Origin of the sequence: Segnochrobactrum spirostomi, from assembly GCF_009600605.1 — a bacterium.
Classification (GTDB): domain Bacteria; phylum Pseudomonadota; class Alphaproteobacteria; order Rhizobiales; family Segnochrobactraceae; genus Segnochrobactrum; species Segnochrobactrum spirostomi.
In genome coordinates this window covers 726,988-741,624 of the sequence record NZ_VWNA01000001.1, presented here as the reverse complement: position 1 = coordinate 741,624, position 14,637 = coordinate 726,988, and the positions used below count along the sequence as shown (strand labels likewise).

The window sequence follows — 14,637 nt, the reverse complement described above, 5'->3', positions numbered from 1 at the left end:
TCGACCCCGCTCCGTCCGAACGTCCGGACGGCGCTCTTGATGCCGCCGCAGGCGGCAATCGCGTTGGACGGTCGGGTCAATGCCCGCCGCCGCCTCCGCCCGCCCGCGGGCGGCGGAACAGAAAGACCATCGGCAGAAGCACGATGAAGATCGCCGCGAGCATCAGGAAGATGTCCGCGAGCGACATGACGTAGGCCTGACCGCGGGCGAGCGTGCTCAGCCGCTTCAGTGCCGCGGTCTGCGCGTCGGGGCCGAGATCGGCGAAATGCTGGGTCATCGTCGCGTGCCAGGCCTTGACCTGGTAGTTCGCGTCGCTGATCGACTCGTGGAGCCGCGCGATGTGCAGGTCCCAGCGCTTGTTGATGAGCGTGTTGATGCCGGCGAGACCGAAGGCGCCGCCCATGTTGCGCATCAGGTTGTAGAGGCCCGAACCGCCCTTCATCTGCACCGGCGACAGCGTGCCGAGCGCGATGTTGTTGATCGGGATGATGCACAGCATCAGCGACACGCCGCGGAACACCTGAGGCAGCGCCAATTCCCAGAAGTCCCAGTCCGACGTCATCTTGGTCATCAGCCAGCACGAGATAGCGAAGCCGACGAACCCGATCGCGAGCATGATGCGCGGGTCGGCCTTGGCGGAAAGACGGCCGGCGATGGGAGCCGTGAGGAACATGCAGAGGCCGGAGAGGAACATGGTTTCGCCGATCATCATCGACGTGTAGCCACGCACCTGCCCGAGGAAGAGCGGATAGATGTAGGTTAGCCCGTAGAGGCCGATACCGAGCGTGAAGGAGAACAGGCAACCGACCGCGAAATTGCGGTTCTTGAACGCCGTCATGTCGACGATTGGTTCCGGACCCGTCGCCACCCGGTAGAAGAAGGCGACCGCTCCGACGCCGGTCAGGATGGTGAAGAGGACGATGCTCTCGTCCTGGAACCAGTCGTTGCGCGCCCCTTCCTCCAGCACATATTCGAGGCTGCAGAGGAAAAGGGCCATATAGATCAGGCCCCACCAATCGAATCGCTTCATCAGCGCGAGGTTGGGCTCGTCGAAATCGATCAGGCTGATCGCGGCGATCGTCACCGCGATGCCGGGGATGATGTTGATGAAGAACAGCCAGTGCCAGGACTGGATCTCGGTCAGGTAGCCGCCGACGGTCGGGCCGATGGTGGGGGCGAGCGTCGCGATCAGGCCGACGACAGGCTGCACTGCGGCGCGCTTGGAGCGCGGGAAAATCGTGAAGGACGCGGCGAACACGCTCGGGATCATCGCGCCGCCGAGGAAGCCCTGGAGCGCGCGGAAGACGATCATCTCCGAGATGTTCGTCGCGAAGCCGCACATGATGCTGGTGATCGTGAAACCGCCGGCGGAGAGCGCGAACAGCCAGCGCGTCGACAGCACGCGACCGAGGAAACCCGAGAGCGGGATCATCACCACTTCGGCGATGAGATAGCTCGTCTGCACCCACGACATCTCGTCGGTGCTCGCGGAGAGGCCGGCCTGGATGTCGCTCAGGGAGGCCGAGACGACCTGGATGTCGAGCAGCGCCATGAACATCCCGAACGACATCGCCATGAAGGCGATGAGCCGCTTCGGATCGATGCGCTCGTCCGCGGGCGCGCCCGGGGCGATGCCCGGGGCGGCGTGGCCGGCCGATGCGGCGGGAGGAGAGGCGCTGCTCATCGAGTCACAGGCGGGTTGGCGTCAACGTGGGATCGGGCCGATCGCACCGGCCGGCGCGCGACTGCGCCGGCGCTCATCTCGGACGGGGCAGAGTCGGCGCCGTCAGGGCGTCGGCTTCGCCGGGGCGGGCGCGGCGTTCGCGGCCCCCGGCCCGCCTTCGCGGGTGTCGACCGTCACGATCACCGAGAGTCCCGGACGCAGCATCGCGTTCGTCTCGTCGCTCGGCGTGATTGCGATGCGCACCGGCACGCGCTGGGTGATCTTGGTGAAGTTGCCGGTGGCGTTATCGGGCGGCAGCAGGCTGAAGGTGGCCCCGGAGCCCGGCGAGATGCTCCTCACCGTCCCGTGCAGCGCATTGCCGTCGAGCGCGTCGACCGAAACGGTCGCCTGGAGACCCGGCTTGATCGCGCCGAGCTGGGTCTCCTTGAAGTTCGCCTCGACATAATAGGCCCCGCTCGGAACGAGAGCGCCGATGCGGGTGCCCGGCTGCACGTAGCCGCCGAGATTGATCGCCTTGTTGCCGAACACGCCGTCCACGGGGGCACGGATCTCGGTGTGGCCGAGGTCGAGTTCGGCCTGCCGGACGGCAGTCTCGTCCGAGGCGAGCTGACGCTCGGCCTCGAGCTTCTGGGCGACCATGACGTCGCGCTGACCTTGGGCCGAGGCGACCTGCGCCTTCGCCGACAGCAGCGCCGCCTTCGCCTTGGAAAGGTCGGTGGTCGCGTCGTCGAGCGTCTTCTGCATCCCGGCCGGGCCCTTCATCAGGGTCTGGGCGCGGTTGAAGTCGTTGGTGGCGCGGGTGAGTTCGGCGTCCGCGGATTCGACCTGCGCCTTGGCCTGATCGATCAGGGCTTCCTGCGCGTTGATCTGTGAACCGATGCGGGCGATCGTCGCCCGCGCGGAATCGACCTTCGCCTTCGCGGAATCGAGTGCGACCTTGTAGTCGGCGTCGTCGATCTTCGCGATGAGGTCACCGGCTTTGACCGGGGTGTTCTCCTCGACCGGCAGCGCGCTCACGTAGCCGGACACCTTCGCCGACAGGTGGGTGATGTCGGCCTGGACATAGGCGTCGTCGGTTTCGACGTGGAAACGGCCGACCGTCCAATAATTGTAGCCCCACCAGCCGGCGCCGCCGAGCCCGAGCAGAACGATCACACCGAGAATCTTGCGCGCCTTCGACTTCGACTTGGTCGGCGCGGCCGCGTTCGCCGCAGCCGCGCCAGCGGCGGGTGCGGGCGTTGCCGGCGCAGGGGAGGGCTGAGCGGGACCCGCTGGCGCGGGGCCGCGGCGCGCATCGCCGTGTCCTCGGGCCGCAGGGGGCTCCGAAGAGGGCTCTTCGCGGGTCAAATCGGCGGCCCGCAAGGCGTCCTGAGGCGCTTCGCTCATGATCTCGATTCCGGCGGAGGAAAGTGTTGACTAAACCGTGTGGTAAAGTCTCTACTCCTTCCCAGAGCCGATGGCAAGGGTATGGTGCGCTGCAAAAAGCGATATCCTCGACCGGGAATCGGAACGCAAAAAGAAGACGGCGAGCGCCCCGGGGTTCCCGGCGCCCGCCTGCGAAGGACCGAAAAAGTGACCGCAAGTCCCAAAGTCCGACCGGAGGGGAGCGCCGTCGCGGTGCGTGCCCAGCGGCGCACGCGGCAGGAGCACCAGGAGGAGAAGCGTCGGCGCATCCTCGAAGCGGCACGGCGCGTCTTCACCCGCGAGGGCTACGACCGGGCGAGCATGAACGACATCGCCGTCGAAGCGGGCGTGTCGAAGCCGACGCTCTACGTCTATTTCGAGCACAAGGAAGCGCTGTTCGCCGCGCTCATCGCGGATCTCAAGAAGGAGCTGCCGGAATGCGGCAGCTTCGAACTCGACCCGCATGAGGATGTCCGCGAGACGCTGGTCGAATATGCGTCAGCGCTTTTGTGGAAGATCACGCGGCCCGAGCACATTTCGGTCGTCCGCATGGTGATCGCGGCCTCCGAAGCGTTCCCTGAGATCGGGCGCATGACCTACGCCGCAGGACCGCAGATCGGGATCGAGCGGCTCGCGAGCTACCTGAAGGGGCAGACGGAGCGGGGCACGCTCGCCATCGACGATCCCGAATTCGCGGCCCTGCAACTCCTCTCGATGACGCAAGCGGCGCATCTGAGGCAGATGCTTTTTGCGGTCATCGACCGGCCGCCAGTCGACGAAATCCGGCGCCACGCCGAGCGGACGGTCGAACTCTTCCTCAAGCTCTACCGGGTCGAGGCACGCTGACGGCGGTTGCCATCAGCCCAGCATCTGCACGATGGCGTCGGAGAGCTGGCCGAGCGCCGTGCTCATGGCACGGACGAGGTCCTTCGTATCCGTCGAGGCCGGACGCACCTCGTAGCGCACCGTCTTGACAGCGGGCGTGCCGTTGCCGCGCGACACGGCGATCTGCGCCGCCAGCACCACCGAGCCCGAATGGTCGAGATCCATGCGCTGGATGTCGATCTCGACGAGCGCGTTCGGCGTGACCGAAAGCGCGCTGTCGCCGTTGAAGACGACCGCCTTCGGCAGGCGCTGGCCGAGATTTTCCGCGACGATGCGCGACACCATCGAGCCGAGCGGGTCGCCCCAGCGCTCGTTGCCGCCGATGGCGATCTGGTTGTTGCTCGTCGAACGGACCACCTGCGGCCGGTCGAGATAGCGCGCGATCGAAACGGAGCGCACCTCGATGCGGGTCGGTGCCTTGGTCTGCACCGGCCCCGCAACCTGGGACAGGGTGTAGAGCTTCGGGTCCGGCGAAGCGCAGCCGGCGAGGGCGAGCGCGAGGCTGCCGGCAATCAGGAGCGGGGCGCGGAAACGCGGCGGCATCAGTTTGATCCTTTGCCCGAACGGCCGAGAATGAGCGCCTCCGGGTGGGCGCTGAGCAGGTCCGCCACGACGCGGATCGACCGCACCGCATCGTTGACCTGGAGCATGGTGCGATCGAGATCGCGCTGGAAGCGGGAATTGCTGCCGTAGGCGCTGTCGATCGAGGTGGCGAGCTTCGTGCCCTGCTTCAGGATGGCCTGAAGGTCGTCGGACAGCTCGGGGAGCTTCTTCAGCGCCGGGGTCAGGTCCTCTTCCATCGCCTTCATGAAGGACTGCACGCCGAGGAGGGTGCTCTTCAGGCTGGCGATCGACTGCTGAAGATCGGGCGAGCTGACGAGCGCGTCCGTATTCTTCAGGAGCTTGTTGAGGTTCTCGCCGATTTCGGCGAACGGAAGCGCCGAGATCTTGTTCATGATGTCGGTCGCCGAGCGGGCGAAGCCCTCGATCTGGGCCGGCATCGACGGCATCACCAGCGAATCGCCCTCGCGGTAGGTGTCCTTCGGCGGAGCGTTGGGGAAGAAGTCGAGCGCGAGAACCTGCTGGCCCGTCAGGATGTTGTTGGCGCGGAGCTGGGTGCGCAGCCCGCGGTCGATCATCAGCTTGACGTTGCGTTCGAGGTCCGCGTCGGTGATTTCCTCCTCGGGAAGGCCGATGCGACCGGGCTCGATATCGAAATAGACGGGGACCCGGAATTTGCCCTTGTTGCGCTGATAGCCCAGCGACACGGACGTCACGCGTCCGACCTGGATGCCGTAGATCTCGACCGGCGATCCCTGGCCGAGGCCGCTGACCCACGATCCTTCGAAGTAGGACACGAAGGAGATGCGGCGGTGATAGTGCGCCGCATCCGCATCGGCCTGGTTCTTGTAGAGCTGGAACTTGGTGTCCGCTGCGGCGACATCGGTCTTCTCCGCGTTCTGCGGCGTGTCGAAAGCGATGCCGCCGGCGAGCACGGCCTCGAGGGATTCGATCTGCAACTCGACGCCTTCGGCCCCGAACTTGATGCCGATGCCCGAGGCATTCCAGAAATTCGAGCCCTTGCGGACATAGCGGTCGTACGGGGAGCGCACGAAGACCTGGAGCGCAACGCCCTTGTCGAGGTCGCTCGCGTCGTAGCCGAGCACGTGACCGACCGGGAAATCGCGGAAGAACACCGGCGAGCCGGCATTGAGCGATCCGAGCCGTTCGGCGTTGACGATGTAGGTGGTGCCGGTCACGTCGGACTGGACGATCGGGGCCTGAGAGAGGCCGATGAACTTGTGCTTCGTCTCGCCGCCCTGAGCGCCCGGGTCGATCGCGATGTAGGCGCCGGATAGGAGCGTATCGAGCCCCGAGATCTGGGTCAGGCTGGCGTGCGGCGAGACGACCCAGAAGCGCGCATGGTTCGTCAGCAGGCGGTCGGCCTCCCGCGTCATCTGCGCCGAGATGACGACGCCCCGGAGATCGTCGGCGAGGGCGATGTCGCTCACCACCCCGAGCTTCACATCCTTGAACTTGATCGGCGTCTTGCCGATTTCGATGCCGCTCGCGTTGGTGAAGCGGATGGTGATGACCGGCCCCTCCTTCTGCATCGTGTGCCAGGCGAGGAAGCCGGCGATCAAAGCGGCGAGGACGGGCACGAACCAGATCGGCGAAATCCGGCGGCGTCTGCGTTGAACCTTGGCCTGGGCGAGGGTGGGGGCCGCACCGCGGGGAGGGATTTCATCAGTCATAGGCGTGGCCGTTCAACGCAAGGGTCGGAGTATTCGGGTCTTCGGCATGGGCAGTGCGCGCCGCCGCGTGGGGATTCTGCCCGGCGGCGTCCCACATCAGGCGCGGATCGAAGCATTCGGCGGCGATCATCGTCACGATGACCACGCCCGCGAAGGAGACGGCGCCGAGGCCTGGCTCGATCGTCGCGATGTTGCCGAGCCGCACGACGCCGACGAGGATCGAGATCATGAAGACGTCGATCATCGACCAGCGGCCGATGACCTCGATGATGCGATAGAGCCGCGAACGGTCGCGCAGGCCGTGGCTCCGGCCGCGATAGGTCGAGATGAGGAGCGCGATGAGACCGAGCAGCTTGAGGACCGGCACCGTGACGCTCGCGAAGAAGACGAGGAGCGCGAGCGGCCACATGCCGGCCTGGATGAGCTCGACGACACCGCCCAGAATCGTCGCCGGCATTTTGTTGCCCAGGGAGACGACCGTCATCACCGGATAGACGTTGGCCGGGATGTAGAGGATGATTGCCGCGATCACGAGCGCCCAGGTGCGCGCGAGGCTGTCGGGCTTGCGGTGATGCAGCGGCGCGCCGCAGCGCGGGCAGTGGGCATCGTGATCCGCCGCCTCTGAAACAAGGCCACAGCATTCGCAGCCGACGAGGTGAGCGGAATTGACATCGACCGGCAAGGTGCGGTGGGCATGCTCGCGCCGATCGATCGCGGCCCACACCGCGTCCGGTTCGAGCGCCATATCCGCGGCGGACATCGTCACCATCACCGCGGCGAACGCGAACATGGCGATGCCGATCTCGATCTGCGCCAGGTCGATGAGCTTCGCGTAGGCGACGAACACCGCAATGAGATAGACCTCGATCATCGACCAAGGCCTAAGCAGGATGTTCCAGCGGAAGACCGCGGCAAGATGGTGCGGCGGTCGGGGCAGACGCAACGCCAACAGCACGTAGGTCGAGGAGGCGAGGCGAATCACTGGCGCGAACAGCGTGGTGATCGCCACGAGCAGCCCGAGTTCCCAGAATCCCTGCAAGTCGAGTTCGATCGACCCCGTCACGATCTCGGCGCTGACCTCCTGGCCGCTCATCGAGATCGACAGGAACGGTGTGAACAGCGCGAGGCCGAACATCGCGATCGCCGCGATCACGAAGGCCAGCGAACGGTCGATCGGGTTGGTGCGGGCACGCACCATGGTCGCGCCGCAGCGTTCGCAGCGTGCGCTCTCGCCGAGTTGCAGGGGGGCACCTGATGGATCAGGCCGCAATCGCGGCATTCGCGCAGCGCGATCGGCCCCGTAGCGGCGGGCACCAGCGCTTCGAGATCGTCGATGACGTCGCTCACATCCTCCTCACGCGCCACGGGCGGGCCACCCGGCGTCGAGAGCATGGGAAGATGCGGGGGCGTTGCGCCAGGGCACGAGCGGGTCCGTCAGTTTCGTTGCCGCGAACGGGGGAGCCTCATCCGGTCCAGCGGATCACGTTCGTTTTAACCCAGCGTGAGGTCCGCGAACAGGCGCGGCGGAGTTGCCACGCCATTTCCGTCGAAAGGACGGCAGGGTGTGGTCGAAAAGGAACAAAAGTTCGATCGGGCGACGCGGGATCGAGGCCGGCGAGGTCGCCCCCGCGCTTGCGCGCGGGGGCGTTCGGGAGCCCTGCTCAGGCCGCTTCGTAGAGGCGGCGCTCGAACAGCGGGTTCGCCTTGAAGCGGGCAGCGAGCTTGGCCACGGCGAGCACGCCGAGATCAACAAGCGGCTCGACGATGATGACGAGCATGTAAGCACCGCCGAACGAGACGATCGACGTCGCGTTCTCCGCCGTGAAGCCGCGGCCGTAGAAGGCCCAGAAGCCGACCCAGGCCACGATGCCGGCCTGATAGGCGGTCGAGAGCGCGAGGGCCTGCCGATATTTCAGGTCCACGTAGGGCGTCTTGGGCGCGATGATCCGGCCGGCGAGCGCCGAAAGGCCGAACAGCGGCACCAGCAGTGTTGTCACGTTCATGCCGTATTGGGGCAGGTCGAACGGGGCGAAGAACAGGCCCTGGACGAGGAGACCGAAGGCGAGTCCGAGGGCCGCCGGCGCGGCGCCGAAGACGAGGAACAGCGTCGAGCCGAGGATCAGGTGCACCTCGGAAACGCCCACCGGATAATGCGGCAGGATCTCGAAGAACGAGAAGACGAGGGCGGTGGTCGCGGCCGTGCGCGCCACGAGCGAGGCGAGGCCGCGCTCTTTCGCCGCGTCGCCGGCGAGCTTCAGCGCATAAAGGCCTGCACCCGCGCCGGTGACATAGCTCAGCCAAATTTTGCCCGCATCGACGAGACCGGGTTCGATATGCATGATTTTCCTCCTGTGCCGCCTCACCCGACGGCCGAGATTGAACACACGCCCATGGCCGGTCTCCTGACTCGCGGGTCGTTGCTTTCCGCCGCCTTCCCAGCCGCTGCCTCATCGAGAACATCGGCCAGTGGCGCTTCGGCGGATCGCTCGCCGCATACAGTCGCGGGGGCGGTCAGGGCTTCGGCGACAATGACTCGTGTGCCGTTCCGGACGTGCCGGACGGTCACGGGCCCGCTTTACCCCATTCCCGTTTCATTCCGGCGCGCGCTGTCGCGGGCCGGAAACCATGTGCGCTTCCATGAGGCGCCATCGCGCATCGTCCGTCAAGGCGAGGCCGACCCGACCCGGCGTCCGTGCCGGATTCGGCGGTCCGTTCCCCGTGTCGGCGATGCGCAACTCAGGTCCGCCGCGTTCGCAGAAGGTGCCATCTTTGACTAAGATGCTGATTCGTCTTGTTCTCTCGGTGATCCTCGGCTCGGTGGCGGCGGCCTGGACGGCTCCGGTCTTCGCGGCGGACGCGACGTCGGATCTCCTCGAGCCGCTCGACCGCTCGAGCCCGAGCGCGACCTATCAGTCCTTCCTCAGGGCTTCGGACGATCTTCAGGCCCTCTTCAAGGGCTACGAGGCTGCGAAGTCGGTGAAGGAGGCCTTGGTCTTGCGCAGCGCGGCGACCCGGACGCGCCGCCTCCTGGACCTCGGCAACGTGCCGCCAGCCGCCCGCGCGCGGACCGGGAACGCGGCCATCGCCTATCTCTCGGATATTCTCGTGCGCCTGCCGCTCGTCGATCCGGCATCCATTCCCGGGGCGCCGGGCCGTGATTGGGGAAAGCTGCCCGACAAATGGCGCATCCCCGGCACCGAGATCGAGATTGCCCGGCAAACGACGGGTCCCCAGGCCGGGGACTATCTCTTCACCGCAGATACCATCGAGAATCTGAAGACCTACTATGCCGAGATCGCGAGCCGTTCGCCGCTGCGCCCAGCGCTCTTTCCGAATTTCAACGAGATCCAGGCCAATTTTACCGGTCCGCTGATTCCGGATAGCTGGGTTCGTGCCGTGCCCGGCCCGCTGCGGTCCATCGTGCTCGACACGCCGATTTGGAAGACCCTGGTGATCGTCGCAGCGATCGCCGTGACCTTCGTCCTCGCGTCGCTATGGGGCTCGTTCGCGAGCCGGAGGGCCGGTGCGGCCGGCCATGTGGGCAGGCTCGTCTGGCGGATCTCCGTGCCCGCGGTCCTGTTCCTGCTTTTCACCGCTGCCGAGACGCTCGTCATCATCCAGGTCGTGCCGTCCGGCAGATTGGCGGTCGGCGAGAGCATCGTCGCCTCGATCATCCATTACGCGGTCGGGGCCTGGGCGGCCTGGATCGGCTGCTTCCTGATCGTCGAAGCGATCATCGCCTCGCCGAAGATTCCGGACAACAGCTACGATGCCCACCTCCTGCGCCTCGCCGCGCGGCTCGCGGCGCTGCTGTCGGTCGGGGCAATTCTCGTCTATGGCGCGAACGACATCGGTATCCCGGCGCTCGGGCTCGTCGCCGGTCTCGGCGTCGGCGGTATCGCGGTGGCGCTCGCCTCGCAATCGACCATCGAGAACCTGTTCGGCGGTCTCTCGATCTTCGCCGACCGGCCGTTCCGCATCGGCGACTCCATCTCGTTCGGCAGCGGCGCCGGGACCGTGGAGGCGATCGGCCCACGCTCGAGCCGCATCCGCGCGTCCGACGGCGCGCTGATCACGGTGCCGAACAGCGACCTCGCCAAGATGCACATCACCAATGGTTCGGCGCGGGATAAATTCCACTTCCGCCAGACACTCGCGCTCCGGGCCGACACGCGCGTCGAGGCCCTCAATGCGCTGCTCACGGACCTGCGCGGGCTCTTGGAGACGGAAGAGGCGATCGAAAAGTGCCCGGGTTCGCCGCGCGTCAGCATCGTGGGGCTCGCGGGTGGAACGATCCAGATCCAGATGTCCGGCGGAATTCCCGGCGTCGATTCCACGACCTTCGGGCTCATTCAGGAAGGCCTGATTCTGAGGACGCTCGCCAGGATCGAGGCCGCCGGCCTACATCTGGCTGTGCCGCCGCCGGTGGTGCCGGCAACGGCCTGAACGGATATCAGCGGGCCGCGATTGCAGCGAGGGCGGCTTCAAGGGCGGCGCGCTCGTAGGGCCGCGCGGTAAAGGCGAGGTAGCCGTCCGGGCGGACGAGGAAGGCGGCGCCGGGCGTCGTCCGGTAGGCGGCTGCGAACGCGCCCTCCGCATCGTGGACGAGCGTGACGCCGAACGGCATCGGGGCGACGGACGCGGGCGCTCCCTCGACGGACGCGAACGCGCTCGCGGGGGCGACGGCGACGAGGCGCAGCGGCAGCCCGATCGCCCGGAGCGCCGCGGCATCGGCCTCGAGCGCGGCGAGGGTCGCCGGGTCCGGCTCGGCGGCGACGAGGAGCACATGTTCCGTGCCGCGCGTCAGGTCGAACAGGCGCAGCGGGAAGCCGACGCCGCGTCGGTGCAGGCCGTGGGCGTCGGGCGCGCGGTCGCCCGCTCGGGGCGCATCCTCCGGCGCCGCTTCACCGTGGTCGGCGAGGCCGGCCCGGCCGCGATAGGTGACGAGAAGCTGGGTATCCGCGAGCCGGTGCGGCGGGGTGCGCGGCCGGCCGAAATTGACGCTCTCCTCGGTGGTGCGGGCGATGACGTCGCGCGCCACCGGCCGGCGCTCCGCCTCGTAGGTGTCGAGCAGGGCGGCGTCGGCACGTCCGGCGAGGACGAGGGCGAGCTTCCAGGCGAGGTTGTAGGCATCCTGGATGCCGGTGTTCATGCCCTGGCCGCCGGTCGGGGGATGGATGTGGGTGGCATCGCCGGCGATGAAGACGCGGCTGTCCCGGTAGCGCGCCGCGAGCCGCATCGAGATGCGGAAGCGCGACGACCAGCGCAGGTCGGAGAGCACGGGCGGGCTTGCCATGATCCGGCCCGCCACCGCCTGGAGTGCGGCAAGAGGGACGCCCAGGCGGTCGGTCTGGAGGCCGTGGGCGACGCCGTCCGCCGCCTCGTCCTCGGCGTCGGCCTCCGCCATCATCGACACCCGGTAGCGGTCGTGCTCCGGCAGGGGCACCGCGACGAAGAGGTCCGGTGGCGCGTCGTCGTGGAGGACGATGGCCCTGAGCGCGTGGCCGCGCTCCAGCGCGCTGCCCGCCGGCCAATCGAGCCGCACGTCGCCCAGCATGAAGGGATAGGGGAAGGCGTCGCCCTCGAAGGCGATGCCGAGGGCGCGGCGCACCGCGCTGTGGGCTCCGTCGCAGCCGACCACGTAGGCCGCCTCGGCGGTCTCCTCGGTTCCATCCGCCCGGGCGAGGCGGACGCGCACGCCGTCCGTTCCCTGATCGAGGGAGACGAAGCTCACCCCCGCTCGACCGCGACGCCGAGGCGGGCGAGGTGCTCGGTCAGGATGCGCTCGGTCTCGGGTTGCGGCAGGCCGAGATTGCCGAACGGCAGGTCGGAGAAATCGGCGGTCAGCGTCCGGTTCGGCATGCCGGCGATCTCGATGCGCACGCCATCGAGCCAGAGCCCGGCTTCGACCATCGCTCGGGCGATGCCCATATCCTCGTAGACCTCGAGGGTGCGCGGGGTGACCCCGATCGCCCGGCAATAGGGCAGGGGCTCCGCCCGCTTGTCGACGATGCGCACCGTCGCGCCGTGCCGCCGGAGCTCCGCCGCCATCACGAGCCCGACGGGACCGGCGCCCACCACGAGAACGTCCATCGGTCACCCCTCCGCATCGCCCGGCGTCGCTGCGCCCGGCTCCTTTGTGGCCACTGCGGGCGGTGCTGGCAATCGGTCGCGCGGGGCGGTTTGGCGAGAGGCGACACCGTTCGCCGTCAGGCGGGCCGTTGACAGGAGCGCTGCGGAGCGACTACCAAGGCCCACGCCGGGCGACCGGCCGTAAGCGTCTAACGTAAAGCAACGCGCTCAACGATCCTCGTCGATCGGAGCGCCGCTTTGCGCGTAGCGACGAGGATAAGCCTGGAGCTCGCCATGGCATCCCGTCCTGTTCGCGACCCCGCGGAGGGTCGCCTCTATACCCTCACCTTCGTCCTCTTCCTGTCCTATCTCGCGGTCGGCATGGCGCTGCCCGTGGTGCCGGTCTTCGTCACCCGCCAGCTCGGCCTCGACAATGTCTGGGCGGGCCTCGCCGTCGGCCTCGCCTTCCTCTCGACCATCCTGACCCGCGGTCCGGCCGGGATCCTCGTCGACCGCCGCGGCGGCAAGGCGGGGGTGCGCCGCGGGCTCGTCTATTACGGCGCCGGCCTCGTCGCCTCGGCGGCCGCCGGGCTGATCCCGAACGCCCCGTGGACGGCCTTCGCCGTTCTCCTCGCCGGGCGCCTCGTGATCGGCCTCGGCGAGAGCCTCGTCGCGGTCGGCATCATCACCTGGGGCATCGGCCTCGTCGGGCCGGCGCGCTCGGGGCGGGTGCTCGCCTTCGTCGGCGCGGCGATCTACGGCGCGCTCGCGATCGGCGGTCCGGCCGGCCTCGTGCTCATGGACCGCGTCGGCTTCGCCGGTGCCATGGCCGCCGGTCTCGCGTTGCCGGCCCTCGGCCTCCTCGCCATCGCCGTCCTGCCGGGTATCGCCCCGCAGAGCACCGCGGCGCGGCCGCCGTTCTGGCAGGTGATCGGCCGGATCTGGGCCCACGGCGCGATCGTCTGCCTCCAGGGGATCGGCTTCGCCACCATCGGTGCCTTCTTCGCGCTCTATCTGATGACGCGGGGCTGGAGCGGCGCAGGCCTCGGCCTCACCGCCTTCGGCGCCGGCTTCGTGCTCGTCCGCCTCTTCCTCGGCAACCTGCCGGACCGCATCGGCGGCCTGCCGGTCGCGATCGGCTCGCTCGCCGTCGAGGCCGCGGGCCAGGTCTTCATCTGGGCCGCGCCGGGGCCGGCGGCCGCCCTCGTCGGCGCGTTCCTGACCGGTCTCGGCTGCTCGATGGTCTTCCCGTCGATGGGCCGCGAGGTGGTGCGCCGGGTCGAACCGCATCTGCGCGGCACCGCGCTCGGCGGCTTCTCCGCCTTCCAGGACCTCGCCTACGGCCTGACCGGCCCGCTCGCCGGCCTTCTCGCCGACCGCGCCGGCTACGACAGCGTCTTCCTCATCGGCGCCGCCTCCGCCGCCCTCGGCTTCGTCATCGCGGTGGGGCTGCGGGGGAGGGGAGGGTGAGGCTCGGCATCAGGGTGCGGTGCCGGCCTTCATGGCTGCCACCGCCCTCGCCAGCGCCGCAAAGCCCTCGATCGGCACGGTTTCGGCGCGGGCCGTGGGGTCGAGGCCGGCAGCTTCGATCAGGGCTGCGGTGTCGCCGCCGAGGCTCTTCAGGCTCGAGCGCAGCATCTTGCGGCGCTGGCCGAAGGCGGCGGCGGTGACGCGGGAGAGGTCGGCCGCGGCGCAGGGGAGCAGCGTGGTGCGTGGGATCAGGCGGACGACTGAGGACGTCACCTTCGGCGGCGGCGTGAAGGCGGCCGGCGAGATGTCGAACAGGATCTTCGCCTCGGTGCGCCAGCCGGCGATGACGCCGAGCCGCCCATAGGCCTCGCTGCCCGGCGGGGCCACGATGCGCTCGGCCACCTCGCGCTGGAACATCAGCGTCAGCGACCGCCACCAGGGCGGCCACGGCTCGCTCTCGAGCCAGCCGACGAGCAGCGCCGTGCCGACATTGTAGGGCAGGTTGGCGACGATCTGCGCCGGCTCGCCCCCGACCAAGGCGGGGAAATCGACCGCGAGGGCGTCGCCGGATATGACTTGGAGGCGCCCCGGATAATGATCGGCGATCTCGGCCAGCGCCGGCAGGCAGCGCTCGTCGCGCTCGATGGCGATGACGCGGCGGGCGCCGGCGGTCAGCAGCGCCCGGGTGAGGCCGCCGGGCCCGGGGCCGACCTCGACGACGACGCGGTCCTCTACCTCCGCGGCCCGGGCGATGCGGCCGGTCAAATTGAGGTCGAGCAGGAAGTTCTGCCCGAGCGACTTGCGCGCGGCGAGACCGTGGGTCGCGATCACCTCGCGCAAGGGGGGAAGGTCGTCGGCCTGGGCCAC

The 14,637-nt window shown here is 68.4% G+C and carries 12 protein-coding genes and 1 riboswitch; of the genes, 3 read left to right on the top strand and 9 right to left on the bottom strand.

Features of this window, described 5'->3' with window-relative positions; genetic code table 11:
- Window positions 1–76 precede the first annotated feature (76 nt).
- Together F0357_RS03385 and F0357_RS03380 are read right to left on the bottom strand one after the other, a co-directional pair.
- Entirely contained in the window at window positions 77–1,684 is a 1,608-nt protein-coding gene (locus F0357_RS03385) for a DHA2 family efflux MFS transporter permease subunit (protein WP_153478749.1), read from the bottom strand.
- 102 nt (window positions 1,685–1,786) lie between these two features.
- Entirely contained in the window at window positions 1,787–2,839 is a 1,053-nt protein-coding gene (locus F0357_RS03380) for an HlyD family secretion protein (protein ID WP_208948200.1), read from the bottom strand.
- A 417-nt stretch (window positions 2,840–3,256) separates the two neighbouring features.
- Here F0357_RS03380 and F0357_RS03375 point away from each other — a divergent pair, with 417 nt between their 5' ends.
- Window positions 3,257–3,934, top strand: coding sequence for a TetR/AcrR family transcriptional regulator (locus F0357_RS03375; RefSeq protein WP_208948199.1), 678 nt, complete (start codon window positions 3,257–3,259; stop codon window positions 3,932–3,934).
- A gap of 12 nt (window positions 3,935–3,946) precedes the next feature.
- On the opposite strand, the gene F0357_RS03370 is transcribed toward F0357_RS03375, so the two are convergent.
- From F0357_RS03370 to F0357_RS03355, 4 genes are all read right to left on the bottom strand, one after another.
- Window positions 3,947–4,516, bottom strand: coding sequence for a PqiC family protein (locus F0357_RS03370; RefSeq protein ID WP_153478742.1), 570 nt, complete (start codon window positions 4,514–4,516; stop codon window positions 3,947–3,949).
- Window positions 4,516–6,135: a PqiB family protein gene (locus F0357_RS03365; RefSeq protein WP_208948198.1), complete on the bottom strand. Its 1,620-nt coding sequence runs from the start codon at window positions 6,133–6,135 to the stop codon at window positions 4,516–4,518. The genes F0357_RS03370 and F0357_RS03365 overlap by 1 nt, the downstream gene beginning before the upstream one ends.
- Before the next feature lie 85 nt (window positions 6,136–6,220).
- On the bottom strand, window positions 6,221–7,507 hold the full coding sequence (locus F0357_RS03360; RefSeq protein ID WP_153478738.1) for a paraquat-inducible protein A: 1,287 nt from the start codon (window positions 7,505–7,507) through the stop codon (window positions 6,221–6,223).
- A 382-nt stretch (window positions 7,508–7,889) separates the two neighbouring features.
- Complete coding sequence (locus F0357_RS03355) at window positions 7,890–8,567, bottom strand: energy-coupling factor ABC transporter permease (RefSeq protein WP_153478735.1); 678 nt, start codon at window positions 8,565–8,567, stop codon at window positions 7,890–7,892.
- 36 nt (window positions 8,568–8,603) lie between these two features.
- Window positions 8,604–8,871: riboswitch (cobalamin riboswitch) on the bottom strand.
- Window positions 8,872–9,006: 135 nt separating this feature from the next.
- On the opposite strand from F0357_RS03355, the gene F0357_RS03350 reads away from it, so the two are divergent.
- Window positions 9,007–10,674 (top strand): mechanosensitive ion channel family protein, encoded by a 1,668-nt coding sequence (locus tag F0357_RS03350; protein WP_208948196.1) that lies wholly within the window; start codon window positions 9,007–9,009, stop codon window positions 10,672–10,674.
- A gap of 7 nt (window positions 10,675–10,681) precedes the next feature.
- Here the strand turns inward: F0357_RS03350 and F0357_RS03345 are convergent, their stop codons facing one another.
- Window positions 10,682–11,962, bottom strand: a complete 1,281-nt coding sequence (locus F0357_RS03345) for an FAD-dependent monooxygenase (RefSeq protein WP_376767779.1) — start codon at window positions 11,960–11,962, stop codon at window positions 10,682–10,684.
- A complete protein-coding gene (locus F0357_RS25420) occupies window positions 11,959–12,321 on the bottom strand; it encodes an FAD-dependent oxidoreductase (RefSeq protein WP_376767778.1) in 363 nt (120 codons plus the stop codon). Before F0357_RS25420 ends, F0357_RS03345 begins: the two co-directional genes overlap by 4 nt.
- A 273-nt stretch (window positions 12,322–12,594) precedes the next feature.
- Here F0357_RS25420 and F0357_RS03340 point away from each other — a divergent pair, with 273 nt between their 5' ends.
- Window positions 12,595–13,770: an MFS transporter gene (locus F0357_RS03340; RefSeq protein ID WP_153478731.1), complete on the top strand. Its 1,176-nt coding sequence runs from the start codon at window positions 12,595–12,597 to the stop codon at window positions 13,768–13,770.
- A gap of 9 nt (window positions 13,771–13,779) precedes the next feature.
- Here F0357_RS03340 and rsmA read toward each other — a convergent pair whose 3' ends face one another.
- Window positions 13,780–14,637 carry a 16S rRNA (adenine(1518)-N(6)/adenine(1519)-N(6))-dimethyltransferase RsmA gene (gene rsmA, locus F0357_RS03335; protein WP_312861432.1) on the bottom strand — a complete coding sequence of 286 codons (858 nt, stop codon included), beginning with the start codon at window positions 14,635–14,637 and terminating at the stop codon, window positions 13,780–13,782.

Excerpts from the sequence above, each read along its gene's own strand:
- F0357_RS03385 (WP_153478749.1), bottom strand. The coding sequence starts at position 1,684 with ATGAGCAGCGCCTCTCCTCCCGCCGCATCGGCCGGCCACGCCGCCCCG.
- F0357_RS03370 (WP_153478742.1), bottom strand. The coding sequence starts at position 4,516 with ATGCCGCCGCGTTTCCGCGCCCCGCTCCTGATTGCCGGCAGCCTCGCG.
- F0357_RS03360 (WP_153478738.1), bottom strand. The coding sequence starts at position 7,507 with ATGCCGCGATTGCGGCCTGATCCATCAGGTGCCCCCCTGCAACTCGGC.
- F0357_RS03355 (WP_153478735.1), bottom strand. The coding sequence starts at position 8,567 with ATGCATATCGAACCCGGTCTCGTCGATGCGGGCAAAATTTGGCTGAGC.
- F0357_RS03350 (WP_208948196.1), top strand. The coding sequence starts at position 9,007 with ATGCTGATTCGTCTTGTTCTCTCGGTGATCCTCGGCTCGGTGGCGGCG.
- F0357_RS25420 (WP_376767778.1), bottom strand. The coding sequence starts at position 12,321 with ATGGACGTTCTCGTGGTGGGCGCCGGTCCCGTCGGGCTCGTGATGGCG.
- F0357_RS03340 (WP_153478731.1), top strand. The coding sequence starts at position 12,595 with ATGGCATCCCGTCCTGTTCGCGACCCCGCGGAGGGTCGCCTCTATACC.